The sequence below is a fragment of the Rhodococcus sp. KBS0724 genome (assembly GCF_005938745.2).
Taxonomy (GTDB): Bacteria; Actinomycetota; Actinomycetes; order Mycobacteriales; family Mycobacteriaceae; genus Rhodococcus_F.
Genome location: NZ_VCBX02000001.1, coordinates 1,045,938 through 1,070,810 on the forward strand (window position 1 = coordinate 1,045,938; position 24,873 = coordinate 1,070,810).

General features: G+C 61.2%; 25 protein-coding genes, 1 tRNA gene and 1 riboswitch. Of the genes, 14 read left to right on the forward strand and 12 right to left on the reverse strand.

Annotation, left to right across the window (positions count from 1 at the left end):
• Nucleotides 1–20: 20 nt before the first annotated feature.
• The gene (locus tag FFI94_RS04795) at nucleotides 21–824 is read left to right on the forward strand and encodes an alpha/beta fold hydrolase (protein ID WP_138871984.1); all 804 of its coding nucleotides are present in this window, start codon (nucleotides 21–23) and stop codon (nucleotides 822–824) included.
• Between the two features lie 5 nt (nucleotides 825–829).
• On the opposite strand, the gene FFI94_RS04800 is transcribed toward FFI94_RS04795, so the two are convergent.
• Together FFI94_RS04800 and FFI94_RS04805 are read right to left on the reverse strand one after the other, a co-directional pair.
• On the reverse strand, nucleotides 830–1,093 hold the full coding sequence (locus tag FFI94_RS04800) for a metal-sensitive transcriptional regulator (protein ID WP_033232278.1): 264 nt from the start codon (nucleotides 1,091–1,093) through the stop codon (nucleotides 830–832).
• 92 nt (nucleotides 1,094–1,185) lie between these two features.
• Complete coding sequence (locus tag FFI94_RS04805; RefSeq protein WP_138871985.1) at nucleotides 1,186–1,578, reverse strand: DUF302 domain-containing protein; 393 nt, start codon at nucleotides 1,576–1,578, stop codon at nucleotides 1,186–1,188.
• A 108-nt stretch (nucleotides 1,579–1,686) separates the two neighbouring features.
• On the opposite strand from FFI94_RS04805, the gene FFI94_RS04810 reads away from it, so the two are divergent.
• The 3 genes from FFI94_RS04810 (at nucleotide 1,687) to FFI94_RS04820 (ending at nucleotide 4,038) form a co-directional block, all read left to right on the forward strand.
• Nucleotides 1,687–2,271, forward strand: a complete 585-nt coding sequence (locus FFI94_RS04810) for a bifunctional 2-polyprenyl-6-hydroxyphenol methylase/3-demethylubiquinol 3-O-methyltransferase UbiG (protein WP_138871986.1) — start codon at nucleotides 1,687–1,689, stop codon at nucleotides 2,269–2,271.
• Between the two features lie 178 nt (nucleotides 2,272–2,449).
• Complete coding sequence (locus tag FFI94_RS04815; protein ID WP_138871987.1) at nucleotides 2,450–3,796, forward strand: lysine N(6)-hydroxylase/L-ornithine N(5)-oxygenase family protein; 1,347 nt, start codon at nucleotides 2,450–2,452, stop codon at nucleotides 3,794–3,796.
• On the forward strand, nucleotides 3,793–4,038 hold the full coding sequence (locus FFI94_RS04820) for an MbtH family protein (protein ID WP_033232272.1): 246 nt from the start codon (nucleotides 3,793–3,795) through the stop codon (nucleotides 4,036–4,038). Before FFI94_RS04815 ends, FFI94_RS04820 begins: the two co-directional genes overlap by 4 nt.
• A gap of 61 nt (nucleotides 4,039–4,099) precedes the next feature.
• On the opposite strand, the gene FFI94_RS04825 is transcribed toward FFI94_RS04820, so the two are convergent.
• A complete protein-coding gene (locus FFI94_RS04825; protein WP_138871988.1) occupies nucleotides 4,100–5,527 on the reverse strand; it encodes a threonine/serine exporter ThrE family protein in 1,428 nt (475 codons plus the stop codon).
• A 138-nt stretch (nucleotides 5,528–5,665) separates the two neighbouring features.
• Here FFI94_RS04825 and FFI94_RS04830 point away from each other — a divergent pair.
• Nucleotides 5,666–5,740, forward strand: a tRNA-Thr gene (locus FFI94_RS04830).
• A gap of 58 nt (nucleotides 5,741–5,798) precedes the next feature.
• On the opposite strand, the gene FFI94_RS04835 is transcribed toward FFI94_RS04830, so the two are convergent.
• From FFI94_RS04835 to FFI94_RS04845, 3 genes are all read right to left on the reverse strand, one after another.
• Nucleotides 5,799–6,611 carry a GAF and ANTAR domain-containing protein gene (locus FFI94_RS04835; protein WP_138871989.1) on the reverse strand — a complete coding sequence of 271 codons (813 nt, stop codon included), beginning with the start codon at nucleotides 6,609–6,611 and terminating at the stop codon, nucleotides 5,799–5,801.
• Nucleotides 6,612–7,128: 517 nt separating this feature from the next.
• Entirely contained in the window at nucleotides 7,129–7,944 is an 816-nt protein-coding gene (locus tag FFI94_RS04840) for an ABC transporter (protein WP_138871990.1), read from the reverse strand.
• Between the two features lie 49 nt (nucleotides 7,945–7,993).
• On the reverse strand, nucleotides 7,994–8,308 hold the full coding sequence (locus FFI94_RS04845) for a multidrug efflux SMR transporter (protein WP_138873600.1): 315 nt from the start codon (nucleotides 8,306–8,308) through the stop codon (nucleotides 7,994–7,996).
• An 11-nt stretch (nucleotides 8,309–8,319) separates the two neighbouring features.
• Nucleotides 8,320–8,385, reverse strand: a riboswitch (guanidine-III (ykkC-III) riboswitch).
• Between the two features lie 117 nt (nucleotides 8,386–8,502).
• On the opposite strand from FFI94_RS04845, the gene FFI94_RS04850 reads away from it, so the two are divergent.
• Both FFI94_RS04850 and FFI94_RS04855 read left to right on the forward strand, forming a co-directional pair.
• Nucleotides 8,503–9,219 (forward strand): response regulator transcription factor, encoded by a 717-nt coding sequence (locus tag FFI94_RS04850; protein WP_138871991.1) that lies wholly within the window; start codon nucleotides 8,503–8,505, stop codon nucleotides 9,217–9,219.
• The gene (locus FFI94_RS04855) at nucleotides 9,216–10,670 is read left to right on the forward strand and encodes a cell wall metabolism sensor histidine kinase WalK (RefSeq protein ID WP_138871992.1); all 1,455 of its coding nucleotides are present in this window, start codon (nucleotides 9,216–9,218) and stop codon (nucleotides 10,668–10,670) included. The genes FFI94_RS04850 and FFI94_RS04855 overlap by 4 nt, the downstream gene beginning before the upstream one ends.
• 314 nt (nucleotides 10,671–10,984) lie before the next feature.
• On the opposite strand, the gene FFI94_RS04860 is transcribed toward FFI94_RS04855, so the two are convergent.
• Both FFI94_RS04860 and FFI94_RS04865 read right to left on the reverse strand, forming a co-directional pair.
• A complete protein-coding gene (locus tag FFI94_RS04860; RefSeq protein WP_138871993.1) occupies nucleotides 10,985–11,620 on the reverse strand; it encodes a ScbR family autoregulator-binding transcription factor in 636 nt (211 codons plus the stop codon).
• 211 nt (nucleotides 11,621–11,831) lie between these two features.
• Nucleotides 11,832–12,260 carry an HIT family protein gene (locus FFI94_RS04865; RefSeq protein WP_138871994.1) on the reverse strand — a complete coding sequence of 143 codons (429 nt, stop codon included), beginning with the start codon at nucleotides 12,258–12,260 and terminating at the stop codon, nucleotides 11,832–11,834.
• Nucleotides 12,261–12,365: 105 nt separating this feature from the next.
• Between FFI94_RS04865 and FFI94_RS04870 the strand changes: the two genes are divergently transcribed.
• The 4 genes from FFI94_RS04870 (at nucleotide 12,366) to FFI94_RS04885 (ending at nucleotide 18,926) form a co-directional block, all read left to right on the forward strand.
• Nucleotides 12,366–13,604 carry a bifunctional glycosyltransferase family 2/GtrA family protein gene (locus FFI94_RS04870; protein ID WP_138871995.1) on the forward strand — a complete coding sequence of 413 codons (1,239 nt, stop codon included), beginning with the start codon at nucleotides 12,366–12,368 and terminating at the stop codon, nucleotides 13,602–13,604.
• Nucleotides 13,601–15,721 carry a glycosyltransferase family 39 protein gene (locus FFI94_RS04875; protein WP_138871996.1) on the forward strand — a complete coding sequence of 707 codons (2,121 nt, stop codon included), beginning with the start codon at nucleotides 13,601–13,603 and terminating at the stop codon, nucleotides 15,719–15,721. Before FFI94_RS04870 ends, FFI94_RS04875 begins: the two co-directional genes overlap by 4 nt.
• 132 nt (nucleotides 15,722–15,853) lie before the next feature.
• Nucleotides 15,854–17,110 (forward strand): phosphoribosylamine--glycine ligase, encoded by a 1,257-nt coding sequence (gene purD / locus FFI94_RS04880; protein WP_138871997.1) that lies wholly within the window; start codon nucleotides 15,854–15,856, stop codon nucleotides 17,108–17,110.
• Between the two features lie 157 nt (nucleotides 17,111–17,267).
• Complete coding sequence (locus FFI94_RS04885; RefSeq protein ID WP_138871998.1) at nucleotides 17,268–18,926, forward strand: GMC oxidoreductase; 1,659 nt, start codon at nucleotides 17,268–17,270, stop codon at nucleotides 18,924–18,926.
• A 57-nt stretch (nucleotides 18,927–18,983) separates the two neighbouring features.
• On the opposite strand, the gene FFI94_RS04890 is transcribed toward FFI94_RS04885, so the two are convergent.
• Together FFI94_RS04890 and FFI94_RS04895 are read right to left on the reverse strand one after the other, a co-directional pair.
• Entirely contained in the window at nucleotides 18,984–20,222 is a 1,239-nt protein-coding gene (locus tag FFI94_RS04890; RefSeq protein ID WP_138871999.1) for an HNH endonuclease signature motif containing protein, read from the reverse strand.
• Between the two features lie 92 nt (nucleotides 20,223–20,314).
• Nucleotides 20,315–20,806 (reverse strand): MarR family winged helix-turn-helix transcriptional regulator, encoded by a 492-nt coding sequence (locus tag FFI94_RS04895; protein WP_138872000.1) that lies wholly within the window; start codon nucleotides 20,804–20,806, stop codon nucleotides 20,315–20,317.
• 124 nt (nucleotides 20,807–20,930) lie between these two features.
• On the opposite strand from FFI94_RS04895, the gene FFI94_RS04900 reads away from it, so the two are divergent.
• On the forward strand, nucleotides 20,931–21,554 hold the full coding sequence (locus FFI94_RS04900) for a class I SAM-dependent methyltransferase (RefSeq protein WP_138872001.1): 624 nt from the start codon (nucleotides 20,931–20,933) through the stop codon (nucleotides 21,552–21,554).
• Between the two features lie 37 nt (nucleotides 21,555–21,591).
• Nucleotides 21,592–22,632 carry an iron-siderophore ABC transporter substrate-binding protein gene (locus FFI94_RS04905; RefSeq protein WP_138872002.1) on the forward strand — a complete coding sequence of 347 codons (1,041 nt, stop codon included), beginning with the start codon at nucleotides 21,592–21,594 and terminating at the stop codon, nucleotides 22,630–22,632.
• Between the two features lie 5 nt (nucleotides 22,633–22,637).
• Here FFI94_RS04905 and FFI94_RS04910 read toward each other — a convergent pair whose 3' ends face one another.
• A complete protein-coding gene (locus FFI94_RS04910; protein ID WP_138872003.1) occupies nucleotides 22,638–23,285 on the reverse strand; it encodes a DedA family protein in 648 nt (215 codons plus the stop codon).
• On the reverse strand, nucleotides 23,282–24,088 hold the full coding sequence (locus tag FFI94_RS04915) for a phosphatase PAP2 family protein (protein WP_138872004.1): 807 nt from the start codon (nucleotides 24,086–24,088) through the stop codon (nucleotides 23,282–23,284). The genes FFI94_RS04910 and FFI94_RS04915 overlap by 4 nt, the downstream gene beginning before the upstream one ends.
• A gap of 106 nt (nucleotides 24,089–24,194) precedes the next feature.
• Here FFI94_RS04915 and FFI94_RS04920 point away from each other — a divergent pair, with 106 nt between their 5' ends.
• On the forward strand, nucleotides 24,195–24,872 hold the full coding sequence (locus FFI94_RS04920) for a response regulator transcription factor (RefSeq protein ID WP_185993381.1): 678 nt from the start codon (nucleotides 24,195–24,197) through the stop codon (nucleotides 24,870–24,872).
• Nucleotide 24,873: the final 1 nt, after the last annotated feature.

Sequence of the window (24,873 nt, forward strand, 5' to 3'; positions counted from 1 at the left end):
ACACGAGGAGGAAGGCAGCTATGACGGTCGCCACTATCAACGGAATCCCGATCAATTACCAGGTCAAAGGTGATGGGGATCTGGTGGTGCTCATCATGGGAACCGGAAGTCCTGGACGAGTGTGGGATCTGCACCAGACCCCGGCACTGGTTGCGGCCGGGTACCGCGTCTGCACGTTCGACAACCGTGGAATCGCGCCGTCCGGTGAGAGCGTCAGCGGTATCACGATGCCCGACATGGTCGCCGACACCGCAGGATTGATCGAACATCTCGGTGGCGGCCCCGCGTACGTGATCGGAACGTCGATGGGTGCCCGAGTGGCTCAGGAACTCACATTGGCCCGTCCGGACCTGGTCCGCAAGGCAGTCTTCCTCGCCGGCCATGCCCGGATGGATCACTTCCAGCAGACGCTGTCCGAGGGGGAGCGTGAGTTGGTCGACAGTGGCGTGGAATTGCCCGCAAAGTATCGAGCAGCAGTGACAGCGGTGATGAACCTGTCGCCCACTACCTTGGCGGACGAACGCGGAGCCCGGGACTGGCTGGACATATTCGAATTCTCAGGTGGCACAACAGCACCCGGTGTGCGGGCTCAGTTGAACATGGACCGTTCGTTCGATCGCCGCAGCGAGTACCGGGGGATCATGCGTCCCTGCCTGTCCGTTGCCTTCGCCGATGACCGGATGATTCCGCCCTTCCTTTCCCGCGAGGTTGCGGACTGCATCGCTACGGCGACGTACGAAGAGATTCCGGATACCGGCCACTACGGCTACCTCGAACGGCCGGACGCCGTGAACAAGGTGCTGATCGACTTCCTGGCCGGATAATCCGCTCAGGCCAGGGCGAGGAACAGTTTCTCGAGTTCGGCTTCGGTAAGAGGGTCCTTACCTTCGGCGCCGGTCATGCATTCACGCAGGCCGGAGGCGACGATCTTGAAGCCGGCCCGGTCGAGTGCCTTTGAGACAGCGGCAAGTTGGGTGACCACGTCCTTGCAGTCACGGCCGCTCTCGATCATCGTGATCACTCCGGCGAGTTGGCCATGAGCGCGGCGCAGTCTGTTCAGTACGAGCGCAATGCTCTCTTCGTCGCCGGTCATCGTGGCCCTTTCTCGAATGGTTGTACTGGCATGGTGGCCGATCGTGAAGGATTATGCTCGCTCAGCGAACAGAATCCTTCACGATCGAAGCCTCAGAGTGCGCTGATGGCGGCCCTTAGTTTGGCAGCCGCCTCGGTCGCGACCGCTTCGAGTCCGCTTTCGTCGGAAACCTGCACCATCACATCCGGATTCATGGCCTCGACGTAAAACGAATCTTCGGCTGACGTGTCTTCGCGAACCACGACATTGCACGGCAGCAGTAGACCGATTTGGCGATCGACCCCAACGGCGCGGTGCGCGAGCTGCGGGTTGCAGGCACCCAGGATCAGGTACTTCTCCATGTCTTCGCCGAGTTTGGCCTTGAGGGTTGCCTGCATGTCGATTTCGGTGAGGATGCCGAAACCTTGTGTCGAGAGGGCCTCGCGAGTGCGGGCCACGACGTCGTCGAATGTTCCGCTGACCTTGGTGCCAAGGGCGATATCCATGGGAGTTCTCCTTTGTCGTCTACAGCTCAGCATACCCCTAGGGGTATCTGGTAAACAGTGATGTCGGGTACATGAATCGTGTTGCCGGCGGAAGAGTAGGAGAAGCGCATGGACGCATCGGATTGGGACGAGCGATACCGAGCAGTGACGCAGCCGTGGGGGATCGACCCGGCCGGGACGGTGGCTACGCGTGTGGCTGACCTGGAACCCGGGACTGCCGTCGACTTGGCGTGCGGCGACGGACGTCATGCCCGCTGGTTGGCGGAGCAGGGCTGGTCGGTGACCGGGGTCGATTACTCGTCGGTGGCAATCGACCGTGCGCGGGCCGCTGACGTGGGCAATGTCGTCAATTGGCAGGTCGGTGATGCGACGTCGTGGAATGCAGAAACTCAGGTCGACCTGGTTCTGGTGAGCTTCCTGCATCTACCGCTCGGTCAGCTTGTCGATACTCTGCGCCGCGCCGCCGAGTGGGTCTCGCCGGGTGGGCGAGTGATGTATCTCGGGCATTCGATCGAGAACTATCACCGCGGAGTCGGCGGCCCGCCCGAGCCGGAAATTTTGCCGGGTATTTCCGATCTTGCACGAGCTGCCGAAAGCTTCCGCGTGTATGCGCTCGAGCATGTGGTGCGCGCCCAAGGTGACGGCCTTGCGATAGATATCCTGCTCGAATTCGGTCCGTGGGAACAGCGCTGAGCAGGTGATTCGCGTCTTGGCCGGCAAACTATGACGTGCGTCGCACCGCGGTAGGGGAGCAAGCGCTATGCGATGGGTCTCCATGTTGATACCCTCACCTAATTAAGGATAGCCTTTGCTTCTGACTTGGGATCGATGATCGGCCGCCTGGTCGTGATGTCGGGGATGGACGACCTGTATGAGCGAATCACCGAGTGACGTCAGTGCTGCACCTCGCACTGTCGATATTGTCGGAATCGGGTTCGGCCCCGCCAACCTCGCTTTGGCAATTGCGATCGAGGAACACAACGCAAACTGTGCAGCCGTTGATCGTGTCACTGCACAATTCTTCGAGAAGCAGGACGAGTTCGCCTGGCATCCGGGAATGCTGCTCGACGGAGCCACGATGCAGATTGCGTTTCCCAAGGATCTGGTGACGTTCCGCAATCCTCAGAGCGGATACAGCTTCTTCTCCTACCTTCACGAGCACGGGCGTCTCGTCGATTTTGTCAATCACCAGACCTTCTTCCCGACGCGCCACGAGTTCAACGATTACCTGTGCTGGGCCGCGCGCCGGGTTGACGCAGACGTGAGTTTCGGAACCACGGTCGAGGCGGTCGACGGAAATCGAAACGCCGACGGCATTGTCGACCGATTCGACGTTCGGTTAGCCGACGGGAGCGTGGTCAGCGCTCGAAACGTCGTGGTCGCTGCCGGCCTGGTGGAGCGGATACCGGACTGGGCTCAGCGGTCCTCCCGTTGCTTCCACAACCATCAATTCCTGTTTCATCTCGACGCGATGCCGGAACCCGTCCACAACCGGTTTGCTGTTCTCGGCGCGGGTCAGAGTGCTGCCGAGATCGTCGACTACCTGCATTCCCACTATCCCAACGCAGAAGTACACAGTGTCTTCTCGCGCTACGGATACAGTCCGGCCGACGACAGCCCGTATGCCAACCGCATCTTCGATCCGGACGCCGTCGACGCTCTGCATGGTGCAACTGCCACCGAGCGGGAGCGGATTCTGGCTCTGCACCGCAGCACCAATTACTCGGTTGTCGACATCGAATTGATCAACAGCCTCTATGCCACCGAGTACCAGGAAATGGTTCGCGGGCCGCGCCGATTGTTCATGCACAAGGCGTCGGAGATCACGAGTGCCACCGAATCCGAATCCGGCATCGAACTGACTGTCCGAAGCAATCTCGACGGATTCACCGAGACGCTCGAGTGTGACGCGCTGGTCCTCGCTACCGGCTTCACCCCGGCACCGTTGGATACGTTGTTGGGCGAACTCGTGTCTGATTCGTCTGTTCCGCGTAGCGTGAGTCGGGACTATCGTATGGCTGTAACGGATGACGTGACGGGCGGTATCTACCTCCAGGGGGGTACGGAACGGACACACGGACTGACGTCGTCGCTGTTGTCGAACGTCGCGGTACGTGCCGGCGAGATTTTGGCGTCCGTTCTGAGCAACCAGAAGACAACCGGAGCGCTTGCTAGTCTGAGCGCACAAGAAACGTACGTAACAAGTGAGGCGAGATGAGCACTAATCCTTTCGATGACGAAGACGGACGCTTCTACGTGTTGGTGAACGACGAGGACCAGCATTCGCTGTGGCCCACGTTCTCCGAGGTCCCTGCGGGCTGGCGTGTTGTGTTCGGCGAAGAGAGCCGAGCAGCGTGCCTCGAATACGTGGAGAAGAACTGGACCGACATGCGTCCCAAGAGTCTGCGCGAGGCGATGGAAGCAGATCAGGCTGCAGCAGGACGCAGCTCCGAGAGCTGATTCGTTCCTGAAAACATCGACAAAGCTGGGCACCGACTTAGGTGCCCAGCTTTTCGTGTTTCTATCTACTCGCTGCCGGTGTGCGGCGTTTCCGCTTTCGGACCAAGGGACGACGTAGTGAGTCCACGCGCATGAGAATCCTGGGGCGTCGTAGCGTCCGGGCTACCCACTCGCCGAGGGTGACACCCGCGGCCAACGCGCAGCCGATACCGAACGCCGACAACAGTGCCGTCAGCCCGACCAGAACCTGATCGTTGAGCAGCGAATAGAGCCCCTTGTACAGCGAGAGACCGGGAAGCAGCGGCGTAATGCCGGCGACCGCTACGACAAGCGGCGGAGTCAGCGCCCGGCGCGCCATCAAACCACCGGCGAGGCCGACGACCGTCGCCGCGATTGCCGCCGCGATGACAGGCCCGACGTCGAGCGACTGCACGTAGATCGAGACGCCGCTGCCCGCCGCGCCGCCGAGGAACGCGGCTGTCAACGCTCGCCGTTCCGCATAGCAGGCAAGTGCGTAGAACACCGAGGCGAATGCACCGGAGAGCATCAGTACGGGAAGCTGGGTGATCGGGGAGGCTTCGACGTTGATCGGCGGCAAGGTAGAGCCCAACATGCCGGTGACGCGCAGCGAGATCGCGACGCCGGCGATGATGCCGCCCGTCATCATCACGACTTCGAAGAAACGCGCCACTGCGGTGATAGGCGCGCCCATGATGGCGTCCTGCACCGAGCCGACCAACGACAGCCCCGAGAGCAGAACCACCACCCCGGCCGCGATGATCAGCGACGGTCTGATGCTGATCCCCAACTGTTCCTGAAAGGTGTACAGCGTCGCGGCGGGGGCAGCGGCGATCAAGCCGCCCATCACCTGCTGGAAGAAGAACGGCAATCCGAAGCGGTTGAGTACCCGGTTGACTCGGTCGATCACCATCGTCGTCAGGAACGACACCGTAGCAACCAGGAGTCCGCCGCCGAGGAGTACGGACACCGACGCGGCCATCGCGGACCACGCCAATGTTGCGGTCCAGCGGCTGTAGGGATGGGGCGCGGTCGTGATCGCCGTCAGTGCGTCGTGGGCCTGATTCGGGGTGATGGCTTCGCGTCTGATGCGTCGCGTCAGACGGTCCACCGCGGCGAGGCGGGTGAAGTCCATCGAGCGGTAGTGAACGATGCGCATCGTGCTGGCCGGCGGGCGGGTCGGTCCTCGATACGCGGACAGAACAATCGAGTTGTACGTGACATCGACATCGCACTGAGCCAAACCGTAGGTTGCTGCGATGAACTGAACCTGTTCGGCGGTGTCCATCGCCGCGGTCCCCGACGCGAGGAGGACCTCGCCGACCCGAACTGCCAGGTCGAGGACTTCGGCGACCACTGCGTCGTCGGTCAGGTCGATAGGTTGTAGAGGCGCAGGTGCTGACGTGACCGTGTCCAGCGTTGCCTGGCGGTGGCCGGTCAGCCGGTCGATGGCCTCGGCGAGTTTCGACATCAAGGGCAGCGGATCGGTCGTCGACTCAGCGGGGTGCTCATGGGGCCCACGGTATCTAATGTGACCCGCGCGCGGCCACCGTGACGGCTTGGATATGATGGCTCCGCAAAGTTCGTTCGCGGCGACGCGTGTGACTTCGCCTCCTTAGCTCAGTGGTAGAGCACTCGCCTTGTAAGCGAAAGGTCGTCGGTTCAATCCCGACAGGAGGCTCCACGACAGAGGGCGTCCATCCGGCAATCAGCCGAGTGGACGCCCTTTTTCGGTCCTGGTTCTAGTTGGTGGACGGCCTGGCCTCGTGGCTGCTCACCTCGGTCTCGCGCGGACGGACCGCAGCGGCGATGTGTTGCTGCGCGACAATGCGAAGTTTGATGTTGCTCGTCTGGGATTCCTGAATGAGGAGCGAGAAGGCGTCGTCAGCGGTGACGTGTCTCGTGCCCATGATGATGCCTTTTGCCTGTTCGATCACACCTCGGGATTCGAGGGCGAGTTCGAGATCCCTGGTGCGTGCTCTGGCAAGCTCGAGTTGATGCGAACTACGCAACGCGAAGTACGCGGTGAGGGCAAAGAGTTCGATGACAGCAGCGTCGGCGTCGGTGAATCCATGCTGGTCGCGGCTGTACAGATTCAGAGTTCCGAGAGTTTGTCCCTGCCCGGGGAGCGGCGCTGAGAGAAAGCTCGACACTCCGGCATGGTGGGCCTCGCCCGCGAATTGCGGCCAGCGACGGTTGGCTTCGGCGGAGTGGGCGTGTACGACGCACGATGTGTCAGCGGATTCCACTGCCGGGCCGGCTCCGAGCCGAAATTGCAGCTCGTCGACTGCGTGGACGACGTCATCGGTCGCGGCGACGGTGCGGTGCGTCGAATCGGATTCGGCAACGGTGATGCCGGCCATGTGGGCGCTGTCGACGATGTCCACGGCATGGCTGCAGATTTGTCGGAGGAAGTGCTCGTCATCTGTGTGCTGATCGGGTTGCGAATAGAGTGATCGCAGGGCCTCGGCGGTTGCCTTCAATCGTGTTGGAAGTACGAAAGTGCCTGCACCGTCACCGGTTCCATGGCAAAAATCGGCGTGTGGCGGCGTCATAACGTGCACACCCTTCTCCCAGGCCCGGCTAATTTCGGGTGATTTGTCCCATCCTCGCACCTGGATACCTGGTATGCAGTCTGTTTAGTCGCGGAACGCGGGGATTGTCGTCGGATTCGTTACCTTTGTCACGAATCGGACATAGCCTGTTTCAACTGGTGATGTTTGACGGCGAGTCGAAATGGGTATGCACCCGCTCGGCCTAAAGCTGTTGTGCTGCAATGGATATACTAGCAAATGAGACTGCGGTACAAGATTTCTCGTCAGGTCCCCGAATGCCTCCGGCATGGCCTATTCTCAGCGCCAGCGCACAATCTTGTACGTGTAACCCGAAGACAGTGAAGGGGATACGACAATGAATGGACTTATTGCCGCATTGAACAGCGGATTCACCCTCGGCCTGGCAAACACGATCCTGACGTTCGGCGGAATTATCGTCAATCTCAATATCGTGATCAATAACTGACTCCGCGCAACTGGCCTGTTATGCAGGTATGACGCCGTTATGTGGGTGCGGCTACGTGGGTTCGATACCGACATCGGATATCGGCCGCTCGGGCTTGCCCTTGAGCCACCGGTTGGGGAGCTTTCCGGCCAATTCCCCTAATGGGCCCACTGCGGCACTGAGTACTTCGACGGTGTCCTGAAGTATTTCGATGCTGGCACTCATGCGTTCGAGGTTGGGGGCCAACGACGTCAAGGTGTCGGAAAGGGCAACGATCTGGTCGAGTGGACCACCCTCGGCGATAAGTCTTTCGAATGCGCCGTTCTCCGCGAGCAAAGTTTCGAGGATTCCGTTTTCTGCCAGTGCGCGGTCGATGACGCCGTTCTTTGCGGTGAGGCGTTCCACCGCGCCGTCCTGCGCCGTCAATCTTTCCAATGGGCCGTCTTCGGCCGTCATCCGGTCGAGTAGTCCGCCGGGTGCAAGCAGTCGCTCCAACGCGCCGTCCTCGGCGAGCACTCGGTCCAGGGGACCTCCCGGAGCAAGTACGCGCTCGAGCGGGCCGCCTGGGGCAAGAAGGCGTTCGAGGGTTCCGTCCGGTGCCGTCAATTTGTCGACGGGACCGCCGGGGGCCAATAGTCGATCGAGTGGCCCGCCGGCGGCGAGAGCCTGTCCGATGGGACGGTCGTCCGCTGTCAGAGACGACAACTGTTGAATCATCTGCAACGGCCCGCGTGGATTTGCCAGAGATGCGGCGCCGACCGTCGCGGCGCTCGGGTTCGCGATGACAACTCGAACGGTCGTTATCGTCAGCTCGGCAATACTCAGGCTAATTTCTGCGGCGGCCAGGCCCGCGCGCACCGGGAGCGTGAGTGTCTCGACCAGTTTCATTGAATAACTGTAACCGGTCACACACAAATACTCGCGGATGATGCGAGCGTCAGTGCAGAACCTTCAGGCCGACCACTGCTGCGATGATGACCAAGATCAGCAGGACTTTGACGATCGAGGAAGACTCGGTGCCCGTGATCATGGCGTATCCGACCGTCAGCGCGGCGCCGATGCCAACCCAGACTGCGTATGCAGTGCCGATCGGTAGTGTGCGCATTGCATACGCAAGGCCCGCCATACTGACGATCAGGCCGACGACAAACACGATGCTGGGTGCCAGCTTGGTGAATCCAACGGATTTGCCCAACGCCGTGGCCCACACAGCTTCGAAAACTCCGGAAATAACAAGCACGATCCATGCCATGACGAACACTCCTAACACCGTCTTGTCGCTGGCCGGGTACGGTGTGCTCGTCCGGATGTCGTTGCTGACCACATCACGATAGCAACGGAATGCAGGTAGAAGGCTGATTCGGGTGGTCAGACCAGTCACATCCGTTACCGTTCACAGGAACTTCCCAGGGAACGCGCAGCGTGAATCCAGTGGGAGGGGAGAAGATGGTTTTTGTGACCGACAAGCCAACTGAAGCCCGCATCCTCGTTGTCGACGACGAGCCCACCATCGTGGAGTTGCTCTCCGTGAGCCTCCGTTTTCAAGGTTTCGAAGTTGCCACCGCATCCAGTGGCGCCGAAGGCCTCGACGTGGCGCGAACCTTTCGTCCCGACGCCATCATCTTGGACGTCATGATGCCCGGGATGGACGGCTTCGGACTGCTGCGACGGTTGCGCGCGGACGGCGTCGACGCGCCGGTGCTCTTTCTGACAGCCAAGGATGCACTCGACGACAAGATCACCGGGCTCACCTTGGGCGCTGACGATTACGTGACCAAGCCGTTCAGCCTCGAGGAAGTGGTGACGCGGCTGCGCGTCATCCTGCGCCGAGCCGGGCGCGGAGTCGCGCAGGAGCAGTCTCCTCGGGTCACGTTCGCGGACATCGAACTTGACGACGACACACGTGAAGTGTGGAAGAACGGCGAGCTGGTATCGCTGTCACCGACAGAGTTCACTCTGCTGCGGTACTTCATGGTCAATGCCGGCACTGTACTGAGCAAGCCGCGCATCCTCGATCACGTCTGGAACTACGACTTCGGCGGTGAGGTGGGTGTGGTCGAGTCCTATGTTTCCTACCTCCGGCGCAAAGTCGACACGGGTGAGACTCCGTTGATCCACACGTTGCGTGGCGTCGGGTACGTGATGCGCGAACCGCGGCGATGACTGCGGAGTTGCAGACCGAAAAGCCTTCCGCCGGAGGGCGATTCCGTGTGCATGCGCTCCCGCTCCGGTTCACGCTTGTGGCCGCTCTGCTCATTCTGGCTGGAATCGGTTTGCTCGCATCAGGAGTGGCGGTGACGTCCGCGCTCGCGAACTCTCTGACGCAACGCACTGACCGGACTCTGTACGAGGCCATCGACGGCTGGGCAAAGCCGCGTTCGCGAGATGTCCAGCCGCCCAGTCAGGTAGGCCCGAATACCCGTCCACCGAGCCCGTTCTTCGTGCGCACGGTGACCGCGGACGGGCGAACCATAGTCCTGAACGACGAATCGTCGTCGACGACGGAACCGGATCTGTCTGTCGACGCCACGAACGGGCCGGTCACGACAGGCTCGAATGACGGCTCGGATGTGAAGTGGCGGGTGCTCACCACTGTTCGAGACGGAACGACCACCACCATCGGTGTCCGTATGACGGATATCGAGCAGACTGTCGACGACCTGATCGGTCTCCAATTCGGGATCGGTGTTGTGGTGTTGCTCGTACTCGGCGGCGCAGCCTACTTCGTGGTCCGTCGTAGTCTTCGGCCGTTGGTAGAGGTCGAGGAAACTGCAGCAGCCATTGCCGCCGGTGATCTCCATCGACGCGTCCCGGAACGGGACGATCGTACTGAAATCGGTCGATTGTCGGTGGCGCTCAACGGAATGCTGGCCCAGATCCAACGGGCTTTTGCCGCAACCGAGGCGTCGGAGGAATCGGCACGCCGCTCCGAAGAGCGAATGCGACGCTTTGTCGGCGATGCAAGCCATGAATTGCGGACGCCGCTGACTACCATCCGCGGATTCTCGGAACTGTATCGCCAAGGTGCCATGACGGATACGGCAACGCTGATGAATCGCATCGAGGGGGAGGCGTCGCGGATGGGCTTGCTGGTCGAAGACCTCCTGATGCTGGCGCGTCTCGACGAGCAACGCCCACTCGACAACAAGCCGGTGGATCTCCTTGCAGTTGTGGCAGATTCGATTCAAGCGGCGCGAGCCATCGCGCCCGATCGGCGCGTCACGCTGCAGATGACGGGTGGGCCGGGAACCCCCGAGGTGGTCGGAGATCAGGCCCGTCTGCGCCAAGTTGTCGCGAACCTGGTCGGGAATGCAGTCAAACATACCCCGCCGGACGCTGAGATCGTCATTCGATTGGGGACTACCGAAGATACTGTGGTCATCGAGGTTTCGGATACCGGGCAAGGACTCAGTGAGGAAGACGCGGCACGAATTTTCGAAAGGTTCTATCGCGCGGACACCTCCCGCACGAGGGAAACCGGCGGTGCTGGTCTTGGGTTGTCGATCGTATCCGCATTGGTAGCAGCGCACCACGGGACCGTCTCGGTGACCAGCGCGCCCGGCGAAGGTGCGACCTTCCGGGTGGAACTTCCTCGCGAACCCCACGAGGACTGAGTTGGTCGGAAGAAGATGCGCACCGCGCCGGCAACGCGACAGTCCGAATTCACTTCGGGAGAATCGCCCCGTTGTCGAAAGTGGCGCAGGGATGCGAGATTCCGCAGCATCCACTGCGCAACACCAGGTGAACGTTGTTGGTGCCAGACCAGTCACGAGCTGGTTTCGGGGCGGCAAGATCGTGGAAACTGCTGCCTCGGAAGGCGGCCAACGGCGCGCCTTCGCGAGATAAATGGCAACCGACGTTCGGCGTGTCGCGATGCCGCCCAGTGTCAAAGAACTGCTGTCAACGAGAACTGTGACGTCGGAGAAGGTCAGGCGACGTAGGACTCGATTCGGGTTTTCACCAGAGCGTCGATGTCGCCGCGACGCTTGTCCGACACCACACCGGCAAGGAGCAGTAGGAACAACTCGTCGATGCGCTCCGAGAGGTCGGCACGACGTGTCAGGACGTTCGAGACCATTTGCACGCCTGTGAAGGTCGCCGTGACAACACGACCTACGGATTCGGGCGTGACATCCTGGCGAATATCGCCTTCTTGCTGTGCGATGTCAGCCAGTCGTTGAAGTTCTCGAATCCAGCTGAGATACGGGTCGAATGGGCCGTCGGCAGTATTGAGCTCCAAGGTGAGTCGGATGCCGGCGCGAACGACTGGATCGGAGATCAATTGTCGAGCGATCTCGTTGCAGACCATGATGACCTGCTCCAATGCCGGTGCGCCGGTAGACGCAGCTGCAGAAAACGATGCCAGAGAAATGCGATGCTGCTCGTCGATGACGGCCTGGGCAAGTTCGTCTTTGGAGGAGAAATGAAAGTAGACCGCGCCCTTGGTCATCCGTGACGCGGACACGATGTCATTCATGCTGGTGCTGCCGTACCCAGAGATTTCGAACCGGTCAGCCGCGCCACGAAGAATCTGCTGGCGACTGATTTTGGCACGTTCCTGCATTGCTTCCGTTCCTCCGATGGTCCCAGCTGGTGTGTCCCGTTGGGCGCTGGTCCTGCGACCAGCGCTCAACGGTAGCAGCGAAACTCGGTGTTGTGCGACAACGTAAACGGACTGTTCGGAATGTGGAAGTGCAGGTCACCGTCGATAAACGAGACAAAGTGGACCACCGCGCCGCTGGATCGAACATTGCGGCGACACTCTCAGTTAACCGTCAGCGTGCTGAAACGTTGCTCGAATATCCGATCTCGTGAAGTGCCGTTTTCAGCCGTGCTTGAGCGTCCTCGAGAGACTCGGGCGACGGTGACGTATCGGCGCCACTGATGTCGAAGTTTCCCATCGTGTACGCCGGGAAAACGTGGACGTGCAGATGCGGCACTTCCAAACCGGCGATGAGGAGCCCGGCGCGCGGTGCGTCGAACGCCTTGCGCACGGCCTGGCCCATCGTGCGGGCGACTGCCGTGACTTTGGCAAAAAGTTCGGGATCGACGTCCTGCCACTGATCGACCTCGGCACGAGGAACTACCAGTACATGGCCCTGTGTCACCGGCGCGATAGTAAGGAAGGCAACGACGTCGTCGTCCTCCCACACAAAACGTCCCGGCAGGTCCCCGTTGATGATGGCGCTGAATACTGAAGGCATAGGTCAGAGGTTATCCCGCACAGTGTTTGGCAGGAAACTTCGTTGCCAGGAAACTCCCAGCCTGTGTCCAGAGTGATCACGGTGTAGCAAGTGATTCTGAGACGCATGACAGAAGCCATGCAGACCGTGGGCGCCACGGACGCTGTGGGAGGTTCCACGACGGCGGTAGTGCTGGACGTGGTGGTTCCGGTGTACAACGAGGAAGCCGGCCTCGACACATGCGTTCGGCGGTTGCGTCACCACCTGCACACCCACGTTCCCTTTCCTGCTCGGATAACGATCGCCGACAACGCCAGTGTCGACGGGACGCTGGCAATCGGACGCGCACTCGCCGAGGAATTCGACGACGTCCGAGTTGTGCACCTGGACGAGAAGGGGCGGGGTCGGGCGCTGCGACAGGTGTGGAGTACGTCCGACGCCGACATCGTCGCGTACATGGACGTGGATCTTTCCACCGATCTCAATGCACTGATGCCGCTGATCGCACCGTTGGTGTCCGGGCATTCGGATATCGCGATCGGATCCAGGTTGGCACGTTCGTCGCGGGTGGTTCGCGGCCCCAAACGTGAGTTCATCTCACGCAGTTACAACCTCATTCTGCGTAGTGCGCTGCACGCCCGGTTCTCCGACGCCCAGTGCGGGTTCAAGGCGATGCGCGTCGATGTTGCGCGCCAACTGCTTCCGTTGGTCGAGGACACGGGATGGTTCTTCGACACGGAACTGCTCGTGCTGGCCGAGCGGTCCGGGATGCGGATCCACGAGGTGCCGGTGGACTGGGTTGACGACCCGGACAGTCGAGTCGACATCGTTGCCACCGCCGTCGCGGATATCAAAGGCGTAGTGCGCGTGGGGCGAGCACTGTCGACGGGATCTTTGCCTCTGGCGGAGCTTCGGGCAAGCTTCGGGCGGGAGCCGCTTGTTCCCGGTGTGCCACGCGGCATGGTAGGGCAGCTGGCCCGGTTTGCCGTTGTCGGTGTCGTCTCGACCTTGGCCTACGCGCTCCTGTATCTCGCACTGCATTCGGTGATGGGTGCCCAGTGGGCCAACGCAGTTGCACTGCTGGTGACTGCCGTCTTCAACACCACGGCCAATCGTGCCTTCACCTTCGGTATTCGAGGTTCGGAAGGCTCCGGGCGTCATCAGGCACAAGGTCTGCTGGTATTCGCGTTCGGACTCCTGCTCACCAGTGGGTCGTTGTTCGTATTACATTCCGCGGCCCCCGACGCATCCAAGCACGTCGAGTTGGCCGTCCTGGTCATCGCCAATCTTGTTGCCACAGTGAGTCGATTTGTTGCTCTTCGCTGGGTATTCCGTTCCGCACAACCTGTAGGAGTTACTCGATGACCGCCACTGTCGAACAGGAGACCGTCATCGCGCCTCTTCCCGAACCGCCACGTTCCGTGCGCTGGGAGCCATGGGCTCTTGGTGCGCTTCTGGTGGGTACCGGTGTTGCCTACATCTGGGGTTTGGGAGCGTCCGGCTGGGCCAACTCGTTCTATGCCGCTGCGGTGCAAGCTGGTTCGGTGTCGTGGAAGGCCTTCTTCTTCGGTTCGTCGGATGCGGCGAACTCGATCACCGTCGACAAGCCGCCGATGTCGCTCTGGCTCATGTCGTTGTCGGTGCGTATCTTCGGGCTCAACTCGTGGGCGATGTTGGTGCCGCAGGCGTTGCTCGGCGTTGGATCGGTCGCGTTGCTGTGGGGCACCGTCCGGCGTTACTTCGGCGCCGCCGCGGGTTTGCTCGCCGGTTTGGTCTTGGCTCTCACTCCCGTTGCGGCACTGATGTTCCGGTTCAACAACCCGGACGCAATGTTGGTTCTCATCATGATCGCGGCGGTGTGGGCGATGATGCGCGCGGTTCAGGACGGGCGAACCCGATGGCTCGTGCTGGTCGGTGTGTTCTGCGGCTTCGGATTCCTGACCAAGCAGTTGCAGGTCATGCTTGTCGTGCCGCCGTTGGCGCTGACGTACCTGATCGCGGGCCCACCGAAGCTGGGCAAACGGGTGCTGCAACTCTTTGCGGCACTTGGCGGCATGATCGTCTCTGCCGGTTGGTGGTTGGCGATCGTAGAACTGTGGCCGGCTGATTCGCGCCCCTGGATCGGCGGTTCGCAGAACAACTCCATTCTCGAATTGACCTTCGGTTACAACGGATTGGGTCGTTTGAGCGGCAACGAGACCGGCAGTGTCGGTGGCGGCGGAATGCGCGCCGCCGGTGACGCCGCCGCTGCTGCGGGCGGTGCAACCGGGTTCGGTGATGCCGGCGCCGCGATGGCACCGGGTGGCGGCGGCGGAATGTGGGGAACCACTGGCATCACGCGGCTTTTCGAATCAGCCCAGGGTGGCCAGATCGCCTGGCTCATCCCGGCAGCACTCATTCTTCTGGTTGCCGGAATCGTCGTGCGGGGTAAGGCTCCTCGGGTTGACACACAGCGCGGGTCGTTCATCGTGTGGGGACTCTGGCTGCTGGTAACCGGACTGACCTTCAGCTTCATGGCCGGAATCTTCCACGCCTACTACACAGTCGCGCTGGCTCCGGCGATTGCCGCGTTGATCGGCTCGGGCTCAGTGCTCTTGTGGCGTCACCGCGAAACACTGTGGGTTCGTATCGTCTTGGCTGTTTCTCTGGCGGCAACCGTTGCGATGGCGTGGGTACTGCTGGGACGCACACCGTCGTTTGTCCCGTGGCTGCGGTGGACGATTCTGGTGGTCGGCATAGTTGCCGCGGTAGCGATGCTGATTCCCGCGATCACCCGGGGACGACTAGCTGTAGCGGTGATACTGGCGGCGCTGTTCACCGGACTGGCCGGACCAACTGCCTATGCGATCGACACGATCAACACCCCACATACCGGTTCGATCGTTTCTGCCGGTCCCAGCATTCAGGGCGGCATGGGCGGACCAGGTGGCGGTCGCGGAGGATTCGGTGGAATGGGCGACGGCGGCACCAGGGCTATAGGTGGCGCGGGCGGCGCGGCCGGCGCAATGGGTACCCCGCCTGCCGGGATGGGTCAGATCCCCGGTGCCGGCGCTACGCCGGGAGCTGCGAATACGCCGGGGGCTGCAACCGACGGAGCTCGCGACGGCATGGGTGGTTCTGTGGGCGGACTCCTGCAGGGCAGCACCCCCGGTGCCGCCGTGGTGGAGAAACTCGAGGAGAATTCCGACCAGTTCACCTGGGTGGCAGCGGCAATCGGCTCGAACAGTGCGTCGGGATACCAACTCGCGACGGAGTCCCCGGTCATGGCGATCGGCGGTTTCAACGGTAGTGATCCGTCACCGACACTCGAGCAGTTCCAGCAGTACGTCGCGGACGGGAAGATTCACTTCTTCATCGGCGGGGGCGGAATGGGCGGCGGAATGAACGCCGAAGGAACGGCCACCGCAATCTCGGCATGGGTGACCGAGAACTTCACGGCGACCACTGTGGATGGAGTGACTCTCTACGACCTGACGGTCTGACAGGCATCGTCGGCGGGTCGCGCAGTCCGGTCAACCCGATCGGACTGCGCGACCATGTTCTGTCCTGCGTCCAAGGAACCCCAGGTGACACACGCTGCGAGGCGCATCGGCGCGGGGCCGTAGTCTGTTCACGTGCGCGTACTCGTAATCGGCTCCGGAGCCCGTGAACATGCCCTCCTTCTCTCCCTTGCTCGCGATCCAGGTGTCACGGCCCTGATCTGCGCGCCCGGCAATGCCGGTATCGGCAAGATCGCCGAGCAGCACCCGGTCGACGTCGCGTCGGGCGAGGCTGTCACTGCGTTGGCCAAGAAGGTCGAAGCAGACCTCGTTGTCATCGGACCTGAGGTTCCGCTGGTGCTCGGTGTCGCGGATGCCGTCCGAGCAGCCGGTATCGCGTGCTTCGGACCGTCAGCCGACGCAGCCCGCATCGAAGGGTCCAAGGCATTTGCCAAGGACGTGATGGCTGTTGCCGGTGTCAAAACCGCTCACAGCGAGATCGTCGACAATCCCGCCAAGCTGGACGAGGCTCTCGATCGTTTCGGCCCCAACTGGGTGGTCAAGGACGACGGACTGGCCGCAGGTAAGGGCGTCGTAGTCACGACCGACCGCGGTGCTGCGCGTGACCACGCTGCCGAACTGCTCGAGAGTGGCCACCCGGTCTTGCTCGAATCTTTCCTCGACGGCCCCGAGGTTTCGCTCTTCTGCCTCGTCGACGGCGAGACGGTTGTTCCGTTGCTGCCCGCACAGGATCACAAGCGCGTCGGCGACGGTGACAGCGGACCCAACACCGGCGGCATGGGTGCATACACCCCGTTGCCGTGGTTGCCGGACGAGATGGTCACGCAGATCGTCGACGATGTCGTGAAGCCTGTCGCTGCGGAGTTGGTTGCACGGGGCAGCGGCTTCACCGGACTCCTTTACGCAGGCCTCGCAATGGGTGTCAACGGACCGGCCGTGGTCGAGTTCAACTGCCGATTCGGTGACCCGGAAACTCAGGCCGTCCTGGCGCTGCTCGAGACGCCGCTGGGCGGATTGCTCAACGCCGCGTCCACCGGCACGCTCGATTCCGTTGGTCCGTTGCAGTGGCGCGACGGCAGTGCCGTCACAGTCGTGATTGCCGCGGAGAACTACCCGGCGACGCCGCGGACGGGTGACGTGATCACCGGAGCAGACGCCGAGGGTGTTCTCCATGCGGGCACCAAAAAGCGTGAAGACGGTGCCGTGGTGTCGGCCGGCGGCCGTGTGCTGAGTGTTGTCGGAGTGGGTAAGGATCTTGCCGAAGCACGCGACGATGCCTACGCGAAGATTGCACTCGTGAAGCTTCCCGGTGGGCATTTCCGGACGGATATCGGACTGGGTGCTGTCGAGGGGCGTATCGCTCTACCCTGATCCACATATTCCCTAAGTGACCGGTGAACCGTGTGTTCACCGGTCACTTTTGTTTGAAATGAGCGGCTGCTCGATGTTACTGGCGGGTAATGCTCATCGGAACGGTTCGGGAACGGTATATCTCTGCGCGGGGGCCAACCGAACAAGAAGGAGTCACTTGAGTATTCGAGCTGGATCCAAGGACCGATACGCACGTACCACTTCGGGGCTGACGCGTAGAAACTTCCTTGCCGCAACAGGATTAGCTGTAGGTGCTGCCGCATTGTCTTCGTCGTGGACGACGGCAGCGGCCTCGCCCCGACGGGCACTCGATGACGGTGACCGCGTTCCGGCTCTGGTGATCGGCAGTGGTTACGGCGGAGCAGTGGCAGCGCTCCGATTGACGCAGGCCGGCATCGACACGCATATGGTCGAGATGGGTCGATCCTGGACCACGCCGGGATCCGACGGCAAGATCTTCTGCTCGACGCTCTCGCCGGACGGTCGCTCCTTCTGGCTCAGAGATCGCACAGTACAACCGCTTTCGCACTTCTCGGGTGGTTCGATCGACAAGAACATCAGTCGATACGTCGGTGTTCTCGACGCCGAGGACTTCGGTGGGATCAAGGTCTATCAAGGCCGCGGGGTGGGTGGCGGATCGCTTGTCAACGGCGGAATGGCAGTGACGCCGAAGCGCAACTACTTCGAGGAAATCCTTCCCGGCGTAGATTCGGAAGAGATGTACTCGACCTACTTCCCGAGAGCTAACGCTGCGCTGGGTGTGAACAACATCGATCCCGCCTGGTTCGAGTCGACCGAATACTACGCATTTGCGAGAACCGGCCGGAAGACCGCTGAGAGATCCGGTTTCGCTACGACATTCGTTCCCAATGTCTACGACTTCAACTACATGAAGCAGGAGGCTTCGGGACAGGTTGCCAAATCCGCCCTGGCCGCCGAGGTTATTTTCGGAAACAACGCGGGCAAGAAGTCCCTCGACAAGACGTACCTCGCGGCAGCGTCGGCAACCGGGCGCCTCACGATCTCCGCACTACACGTCGTGACCAGCGTGTCGCCGGCTGCAACCGGTGGTGGGTATCAGGTGGTGATGAACCAGATCAACGAGCAGGGAAACACTGTCGGAACCAAGACGGTTGTTGCCGACAAGGTCTTCTTTGCAGCCGGCAGCGTCGGCACCAGCAAGTTGCTCGTCTCTATGAAAGCACAAGGGCAACTGGCGAACCTGCCGGGAGCCGTCGGCCAGGAATGGGGTCACAACGGCAACGTGATGGTGGCCCGCGCCAACCATATGTGGGATGCAACAGGGGCAAAGCAATCGTCGATACCGGTGATGGGTATCGACAACTGGGCAGACTCCACAGCACCCGTTTTCGCGGAGATTGCACCCTTCCCGGCCGGGACCGAGCTATGGGTGAGCCTGTACCTGGCAATTGCCAAGAATCCCGAACGCGCGCAATTCCAGTTCAACTCGACCACCGGCAAAGTCGGACTGAATTGGCAACGCTCCCAGAATCAACCGTCGATCACCATGGCCAAGAAGGTATTCGACAAGATCAACAAGAAGGAAGGCACAATCTATCGGACCGACCTTTTCGGTCCGGTCCAGACGTGGGGCGATCAACTGACATACCACCCGCTCGGCGGGTGTGTTCTGGGTAAGGCCACCGACAACTACGGTCGGCTTCCCGAGTATCCGGGGCTTTACGTCATGGACGGCTCGCTGGTTCCCGGGAACGTCGGTGTGAATCCGTTTGTCACCATTACCGCTCTGGCAGAACGGAATATCGAGAACATCATCGCGAACGACCTGCACTAGTCGAGCAGCAGCGTGCGCACCGGGGCATGTTTGATCCCCGGTGCGCACGCTGGATTTTCAGGCCGCTGTTGGCGGTGTGTTCCCGGGAACGGGAACTTGATACGGATCTACCGACATCGGTGGATAGAACCGGGTTTTCCGGTCGTTTCCGATGTCGACTCTCCACTCGGTGTGATGCATCATCCGATGGTGGTGACCGCACAGCAAGATCAGATTATCGAGATCCGTGGGGCCGTCGTCGAGCCAGTGAATCAGATGGTGGGCGTCGCACCAGCCTGGTGGGGTTCCGCAACCGGGGAAGGCGCAGCCGCCGTCTCGTACCGTGAGCGCGCGACGCTGTGGGACGGTCGCGAGTCGCGCCTTCATGCCGTGATTGAGGGGTACACCGTTGTCGTCGAGAAGGATTCGGGTGATCTCGCAGTCGCAGGCCAGCATGCGGGCGGTGTCGAGGCTGATGGGGCCGGCCCAGTTGGTGATCGCGTAGCCGAGTTCTTCGGTGGAGGGCAGCAGGTCTTTCAGTGCCTGCAGATCGGTGAGGTCTTTTGCGGTGGCGGTGATCGTCAGGTGCGGTTTGACGCCACCTTCGACGGGTCCGAGACCGGCGGCTTCGTAGCGGCGCAGCAGTTCACAAAATCCATCGGCGCGTCGAAGTGCCGGGGTGCGTTCGTCTTTCACGCCGTCTTTCTCCGGTGTGGGCGCCGACAGGGCGGACAGTAGCGCGATGAGACGGGCACCGTTGACGGCGTCGAGGTCACCTTTGACGCTGACTCGCCCGTACAGCCCGCGGGAGGCGTAGAACTCGTTGAGTTCGGAATTCTCACCGGCGGGTATGCCGTCGGCGCGGTTGCCGTACTGTTTCTGGATCCGCCGGATGGCCGCGCGGACGGCATCGCAGTCGGTGACGTTCTTCGAGGCGAGGGTCAGGAGGATGTCGCGGGCCTTCTCGACGTCGACGAGGCTCATGTTCTTGGGCGGACGCTGGCAGAACTGCGCTACCTGACGCGCCTTCGACGCATCGATATCACCGTCGTGAAAAGATTGCCCGACAACAGGTTCGAGCATGAACAACCGCGCCAGGCCGACCAGCCGACTACATTCGCCGATCTCGAGGTTCGTGGACTGGTGCAGCCACTGCGCGATAGCGCGGAATCCTCGGCCGCCGAGTGTGTCGCGAGTGAACATCTCGGTAATCATCACAATCATGCGGGACTGCATCTCGTGCCGGGCGCGGGCGAGGTCGAGCACCTCTGTCTTGAGGCCTTCGCCGTCGTATTGCCACGCTTCCCGACTGTTCATGCACTAATTTTAGTCGAACAGGATTTCGATTCCTAGGGACGTATCGGACAGGTTTTAGCGTTCCGGAACTCGAGAACTGTTTGTTTGCATTGTTATTCGGTGCTTCGCTGGGAATCGGCGACGGCTGTGACTCTGGGAGCGTGAACCCGTAGCGAGTAGTTGACGCTGTCGAGAATTCGGCTGGCGGCAATGAGTGTGTCCACGTCTTCCGGGGTGAGGTGCGACAGTTCTCCGGCGAGTGCGTGGATGCGCTGTTCGGTTCGTCGATCACGACGGGCACTTCGCTCGTCCTTGACGTACAGAGTGCTGACCCGACCGTCGGAGGGGTCGGGGCGTCGTTCGATCAGATCCTTGTCGGTAAGAATGCGCACGAGCGTGCTGACGGTATTAGGCCGCTTCGCCAACCGTCGAGCGACCGCTCCGATTCGGGTGCCTGGGTGGTGGGCGATGTCGTGGATCACTTCGGATTGTGCTTCGGGAAGTGTCTCGTCGGTGCCCGAAGGGTCCATGTATTCGCGCAGCGCGCGGCGCAATTCGAACGTCGAGGCAATGAGCGATCTCGATGCGTCTTCTGCGATGGGCACCGGATCAGCGTAGCGAGTAGTGAATTGTGATCTGCACCATAAAACTATATCTGAGTCAGATATAGTTTACTGTTTTTCAAAGGGTAGGATCACCTAACCATGAATGACGGTTGAAGGTACAGGCATGGCACAGTCAGAAAAACAGTTGATCTTCGATATTCGTCGATACTGGGAAGCGCAAGACGATTCTCTCGGAGCGACCTTGCCGCTGTCGGATTCGCGCACCACGGATTTTCGCGAGCATCCGGTCTGGGTCGGTGTGATCGACGCGTTGACGCGTCAGCGCTCGGGCGGTCGCGAGATCAAACGTGTCGCGGACATGGGATCGGGCCTGGGCAACGTGTCCGAAATCCTCGTTCGATTGGGGTTCGACGTGATTGCTGTCGACTTCTCGGCCTCGCGCAGTGCAAAGGCGGCGGAGAGGTTGGCTCGATACGGCATGGTGAGTGCCATAGAAAGTACCCATCGCACCGATCGCCACCGCTTCGAGTCGGTTCAACGACGGCTGAGGATGCTCCCGCCGTCGGGTTATTCGAGCGGGCCGACACCGGTGACTCGTCGCCGTGGCACACCGCTCTCCGCGATAGCGGACATGTCGGCGCCGATCGGAGTGTGGGCGGACGCGGGGTTGTCGGATGTCGAAATCGGTGACCTGCGATGGGTGACCGCCGCGCGGACTCGGAACTGGCCGCATCATCGCCGAATCCTTCGCCGCGACAGCTATTTTGCGATCAGCGGAATCAACTGAACTATTCACGACCGATGACGAACTACAGGACGGAATCATGAACCTTCGAAGCTCTACTCGCCGTGCATTTCTTGCCGGTGCTCTTGCTCTGGCCGCTGCACTTGCAGGTTGTTCAAGCGGGACGGATACCACCTCGAACACGACAACGCCGTCGAGTCGGTCGGCCGCAACAGACGGCGAATTTGCTGCCCCACGAACTGTGCCGGAGGGAATGGGGAGCGGCAAGGCCGACGGTGAGTTCCCGCGTACCGTTGCACATTTCAAGGGTGACACCGTCATCGAGTCGCAGCCACAGAAGGTGGTTGTGATTTCGACCGGGCAGGCGGACGCGCTGTTGTCGATCGGGGTTGTCCCGGCCGGTTCGACGCGCGGAGACGGGGCGGATCTGGTGCCGCCGTATCTGATCGACGCGTACCCGCAGTACCGGACTCAACTCGAAGGCATCGTCGATGCCGGCGGCCGCTTCACCCCCAATTTCGAGGCGATAGTCGGACTGGATCCGGATCTGATCCTGATGAATACCGCTGGAAAGGATGCGGATTCGCTGTATTCGCAACTGTCGGCGATTGCGCCGACTGTGGCAACACAGGGCACTGGCGTCTACTGGAAGCAGGACTTCCTTCTTGTTGCGGATGCCGTCGGTAAGGCCGACCAGGCAACGGCTCTGCTGGATACCTTCAATGCCGACGCCGCAGCTCTGGGCGCGTCCCTCTCGGCTCCGCCGACGGTGTCGTTTACCCGTCAGAACGGCAACCGGCTACGGATATTCGGAGTTCCCTCGTTCACCGGAAGTATCGCGCAGGATGCAGGGTTGACTCGACCGTCGTCGCAGCAGTTCGACGACACGTCTCGTGATATCAGTGAAGAGGAACTGAATGTCGCTGATGCTGACTGGATCTTTTACGGTGTGCAGGGTGGAGATCCCGCGACGTTGACCAACGCTCCACTGTGGGCGCAGTTGGGCGCTGTCACGTCGAATCACGCAGTGGCCGTCGACGACGATGTCTTCTATCTGAACACCGGGCCCACTGCGGCCCGCGAGGTACTCGAAGTTCTGGAAAACACCCTGCGGAACTGATGCAACTAGCGCTCGGTGGATTCGACAAGTCGGGCTGACGATTTCCTCAGTGAAAGAAGGTAGTTCACGGCCATCGGAAGGATCGAAATCACTACCACCGCAATGAGAATGATTTCGATGTGCGCGCGGACGAAGTCGATTCCACCGAGCAGGTAACCCAACACCGGCACGATTGTTCCCCAGGCCACGCCGCCGATGATGTTGTAGGTCAGGAAGGTCCGGTACGGCATCCCCGACGCGCCAGCCATGACTGGTGCGATCGTCCGCACGATCGGGACGAATCTCGCCAGTACAACCGTGCGGGGTCCGTAGTTCGCGAAGAAGTCCTCGGCCCGGGCCAGTTGGGCGGGACCGAGCCGTTTGGCTCCGGGGCGTTCGAAGATTGCCGGTCCTGCGGCTCTACCGATGAGATAGCCGCATTGATCGCCGGCAATCGCGACAACAGGGATGGTGACCAGTAGTATCCAGAGCGGGAAAAACGGATGATCCTGCGCCACAAGAACACCGGCTGTGAACAGAAGTGAATCGCCGGGAAGGAAGAACCCGACGAGAAGTCCGGTTTCGATGAAGACAGCGGCGAGTAAGCCGATCAATCCGAAGGTCGACAGCAGAGTGTCTGGATTGAGCATGCCCGTTCCCAGCGCGAGTGTCATACGAGGGCTCCGTCATTCGAAGGTGTGAGAGCGTCGTGCCTCGGGTGTGATCGGCTGTCGAGGTACCGGAATGCAGCGCCACCGATCGTGACCGCGAGAGTCGCGAGGATTGCGCCGGCAACAACGTCGGTGAACCAGTGCACACCCAGGTACAGCCGCGTGAGCGCGACAACAAGCGTGACAACGACGGCCACGAGCATCAGCAGTCGTTTCACCGTGGCGGTGTGCCCCATGGCGACGAGAAGAACAACGATGCCGATCAATGCCCCAGTTCCGGTGACGTGTCCGGAAGGAAAGGAATGGTTGGTCTCGAGGAGGACCTGAGTAGCTGTGGGAGGCCGCTCGCGAGCGATTATCGCTTTCATAACAGTGCTTGCGACGGCAGCAGAACCGACAGTGCCGACTACAGCGATGCCCGGTATCGCCGACCGTGCCTGCCACGAGAGGTAGGCGCCGGCTCCGATGCCGAGGATTGCTGTCGCAGCGGGACTTCCGAGATCCGTCACGGCCACGGCGATCTGGTTGAGACCGTGGCTTCGATGCGCGACCATCCAATCCGTCACCGGGCCGTCCAATCCAGTCAACCATCCGTTGTCGGCTACGGAGACGGACAGGGTCACCAGCGCGAGGAGTAATCCGATTCCGCGGATGACGCCCCCGCGGAGTGTCGACGATTGATAGATCGAACCGAAGACGAACAGGGCAGCGGCCACGACGACGGCAGTCACCGCGATCTCCGCGCTGGAGCTCTCGGTCAACACTTCGGTGACCGCGGTCCGCGCGGCCGACACAATTTCAGGCATGGCCCGAAGTCTGCCGAGACGATGCTGAAGAAACGCTGAATGCACATTCGGTAACAGTGTGGGATCTGATCTACTGGTTTCGGTATCGACGGAAATGGAGCCTGTGGTGCGAGTGCTGGTGGTCGAGGACGAGGTGCGTCTGGCCGAGACGATTCGTCGGGGCCTGGTCGCCGAGGGCTTTGTGACCACCGTCGAACACAATGGTGACGACGGGTTTGTCACGGCCTGCTGCGACGAGTTCGACGTGATAGTTCTCGACATCATGTTGCCGGGGAAGCACGGCTACGACATCGTGCGTGACCTGCGCGCGCGTGAGGTCTGGACCCCGATTCTCATGCTGTCGGCAAAGGACGGGGAATACGACCTGGCAGACGCGTTCGACCTCGGTGCCGACGACTACCTGGTCAAACCCTTTTCCTTCGTCGTGCTTCTCGCCAGACTCCGCGCCTTGGTGCGGCGCGGCGCCCCGCAACGCCCAACGGTTCTGTCGGTGGGGGACTTGGCGCTCGATCCGGCCAGGCATCAAGTGGTCAGGGGCACAACCGAACTGATTCTCACGCCGCGCGAGTACAGCGTTCTGGAATTCCTGATGCGCAACAGCGGAGTTGTCGTGACGAAACGCGAGATCGTCAGGTCTGTCTGGGACATCAATTACGAAGGTGACGAGAACATCGTCGAGGTCTACATCGGATATCTGCGTAAGAAGATTGATGCGCCGTTCGGGAAGAGCAGCATCGAGACGGTGCGCGGCGTCGGGTACCGATTCGTGAGCGAACCGGTCTGAA

Bases quoted from the DNA above. Each gene is read 5' to 3' on its own strand.
- FFI94_RS04795 (WP_138871984.1), top strand. From the start codon at position 21: ATGACGGTCGCCACTATCAACGGAATCCCGATCAATTACCAGGTCAAA.
- FFI94_RS04800 (WP_033232278.1), bottom strand. From the start codon at position 1,093: ATGACCGGCGACGAAGAGAGCATTGCGCTCGTACTGAACAGACTGCGC.
- FFI94_RS04805 (WP_138871985.1), bottom strand. From the start codon at position 1,578: ATGGATATCGCCCTTGGCACCAAGGTCAGCGGAACATTCGACGACGTC.
- FFI94_RS04810 (WP_138871986.1), top strand. From the start codon at position 1,687: ATGGACGCATCGGATTGGGACGAGCGATACCGAGCAGTGACGCAGCCG.
- FFI94_RS04815 (WP_138871987.1), top strand. From the start codon at position 2,450: ATGAGCGAATCACCGAGTGACGTCAGTGCTGCACCTCGCACTGTCGAT.
- FFI94_RS04820 (WP_033232272.1), top strand. From the start codon at position 3,793: ATGAGCACTAATCCTTTCGATGACGAAGACGGACGCTTCTACGTGTTG.
- FFI94_RS04825 (WP_138871988.1), bottom strand. From the start codon at position 5,527: ATGTCGAAACTCGCCGAGGCCATCGACCGGCTGACCGGCCACCGCCAG.
- FFI94_RS04835 (WP_138871989.1), bottom strand. From the start codon at position 6,611: ATGACGCCGCCACACGCCGATTTTTGCCATGGAACCGGTGACGGTGCA.
- FFI94_RS04840 (WP_138871990.1), bottom strand. From the start codon at position 7,944: ATGAAACTGGTCGAGACACTCACGCTCCCGGTGCGCGCGGGCCTGGCC.
- FFI94_RS04845 (WP_138873600.1), bottom strand. From the start codon at position 8,308: ATGGCATGGATCGTGCTTGTTATTTCCGGAGTTTTCGAAGCTGTGTGG.
- FFI94_RS04850 (WP_138871991.1), top strand. From the start codon at position 8,503: ATGGTTTTTGTGACCGACAAGCCAACTGAAGCCCGCATCCTCGTTGTC.
- FFI94_RS04855 (WP_138871992.1), top strand. From the start codon at position 9,216: ATGACTGCGGAGTTGCAGACCGAAAAGCCTTCCGCCGGAGGGCGATTC.
- FFI94_RS04860 (WP_138871993.1), bottom strand. From the start codon at position 11,620: ATGCAGGAACGTGCCAAAATCAGTCGCCAGCAGATTCTTCGTGGCGCG.
- FFI94_RS04865 (WP_138871994.1), bottom strand. From the start codon at position 12,260: ATGCCTTCAGTATTCAGCGCCATCATCAACGGGGACCTGCCGGGACGT.
- FFI94_RS04870 (WP_138871995.1), top strand. From the start codon at position 12,366: ATGACAGAAGCCATGCAGACCGTGGGCGCCACGGACGCTGTGGGAGGT.
- FFI94_RS04875 (WP_138871996.1), top strand. From the start codon at position 13,601: ATGACCGCCACTGTCGAACAGGAGACCGTCATCGCGCCTCTTCCCGAA.
- FFI94_RS04890 (WP_138871999.1), bottom strand. From the start codon at position 20,222: ATGAACAGTCGGGAAGCGTGGCAATACGACGGCGAAGGCCTCAAGACA.
- FFI94_RS04900 (WP_138872001.1), top strand. From the start codon at position 20,931: ATGGCACAGTCAGAAAAACAGTTGATCTTCGATATTCGTCGATACTGG.
- FFI94_RS04905 (WP_138872002.1), top strand. From the start codon at position 21,592: ATGAACCTTCGAAGCTCTACTCGCCGTGCATTTCTTGCCGGTGCTCTT.
- FFI94_RS04910 (WP_138872003.1), bottom strand. From the start codon at position 23,285: ATGACACTCGCGCTGGGAACGGGCATGCTCAATCCAGACACTCTGCTG.
- FFI94_RS04915 (WP_138872004.1), bottom strand. From the start codon at position 24,088: ATGCCTGAAATTGTGTCGGCCGCGCGGACCGCGGTCACCGAAGTGTTG.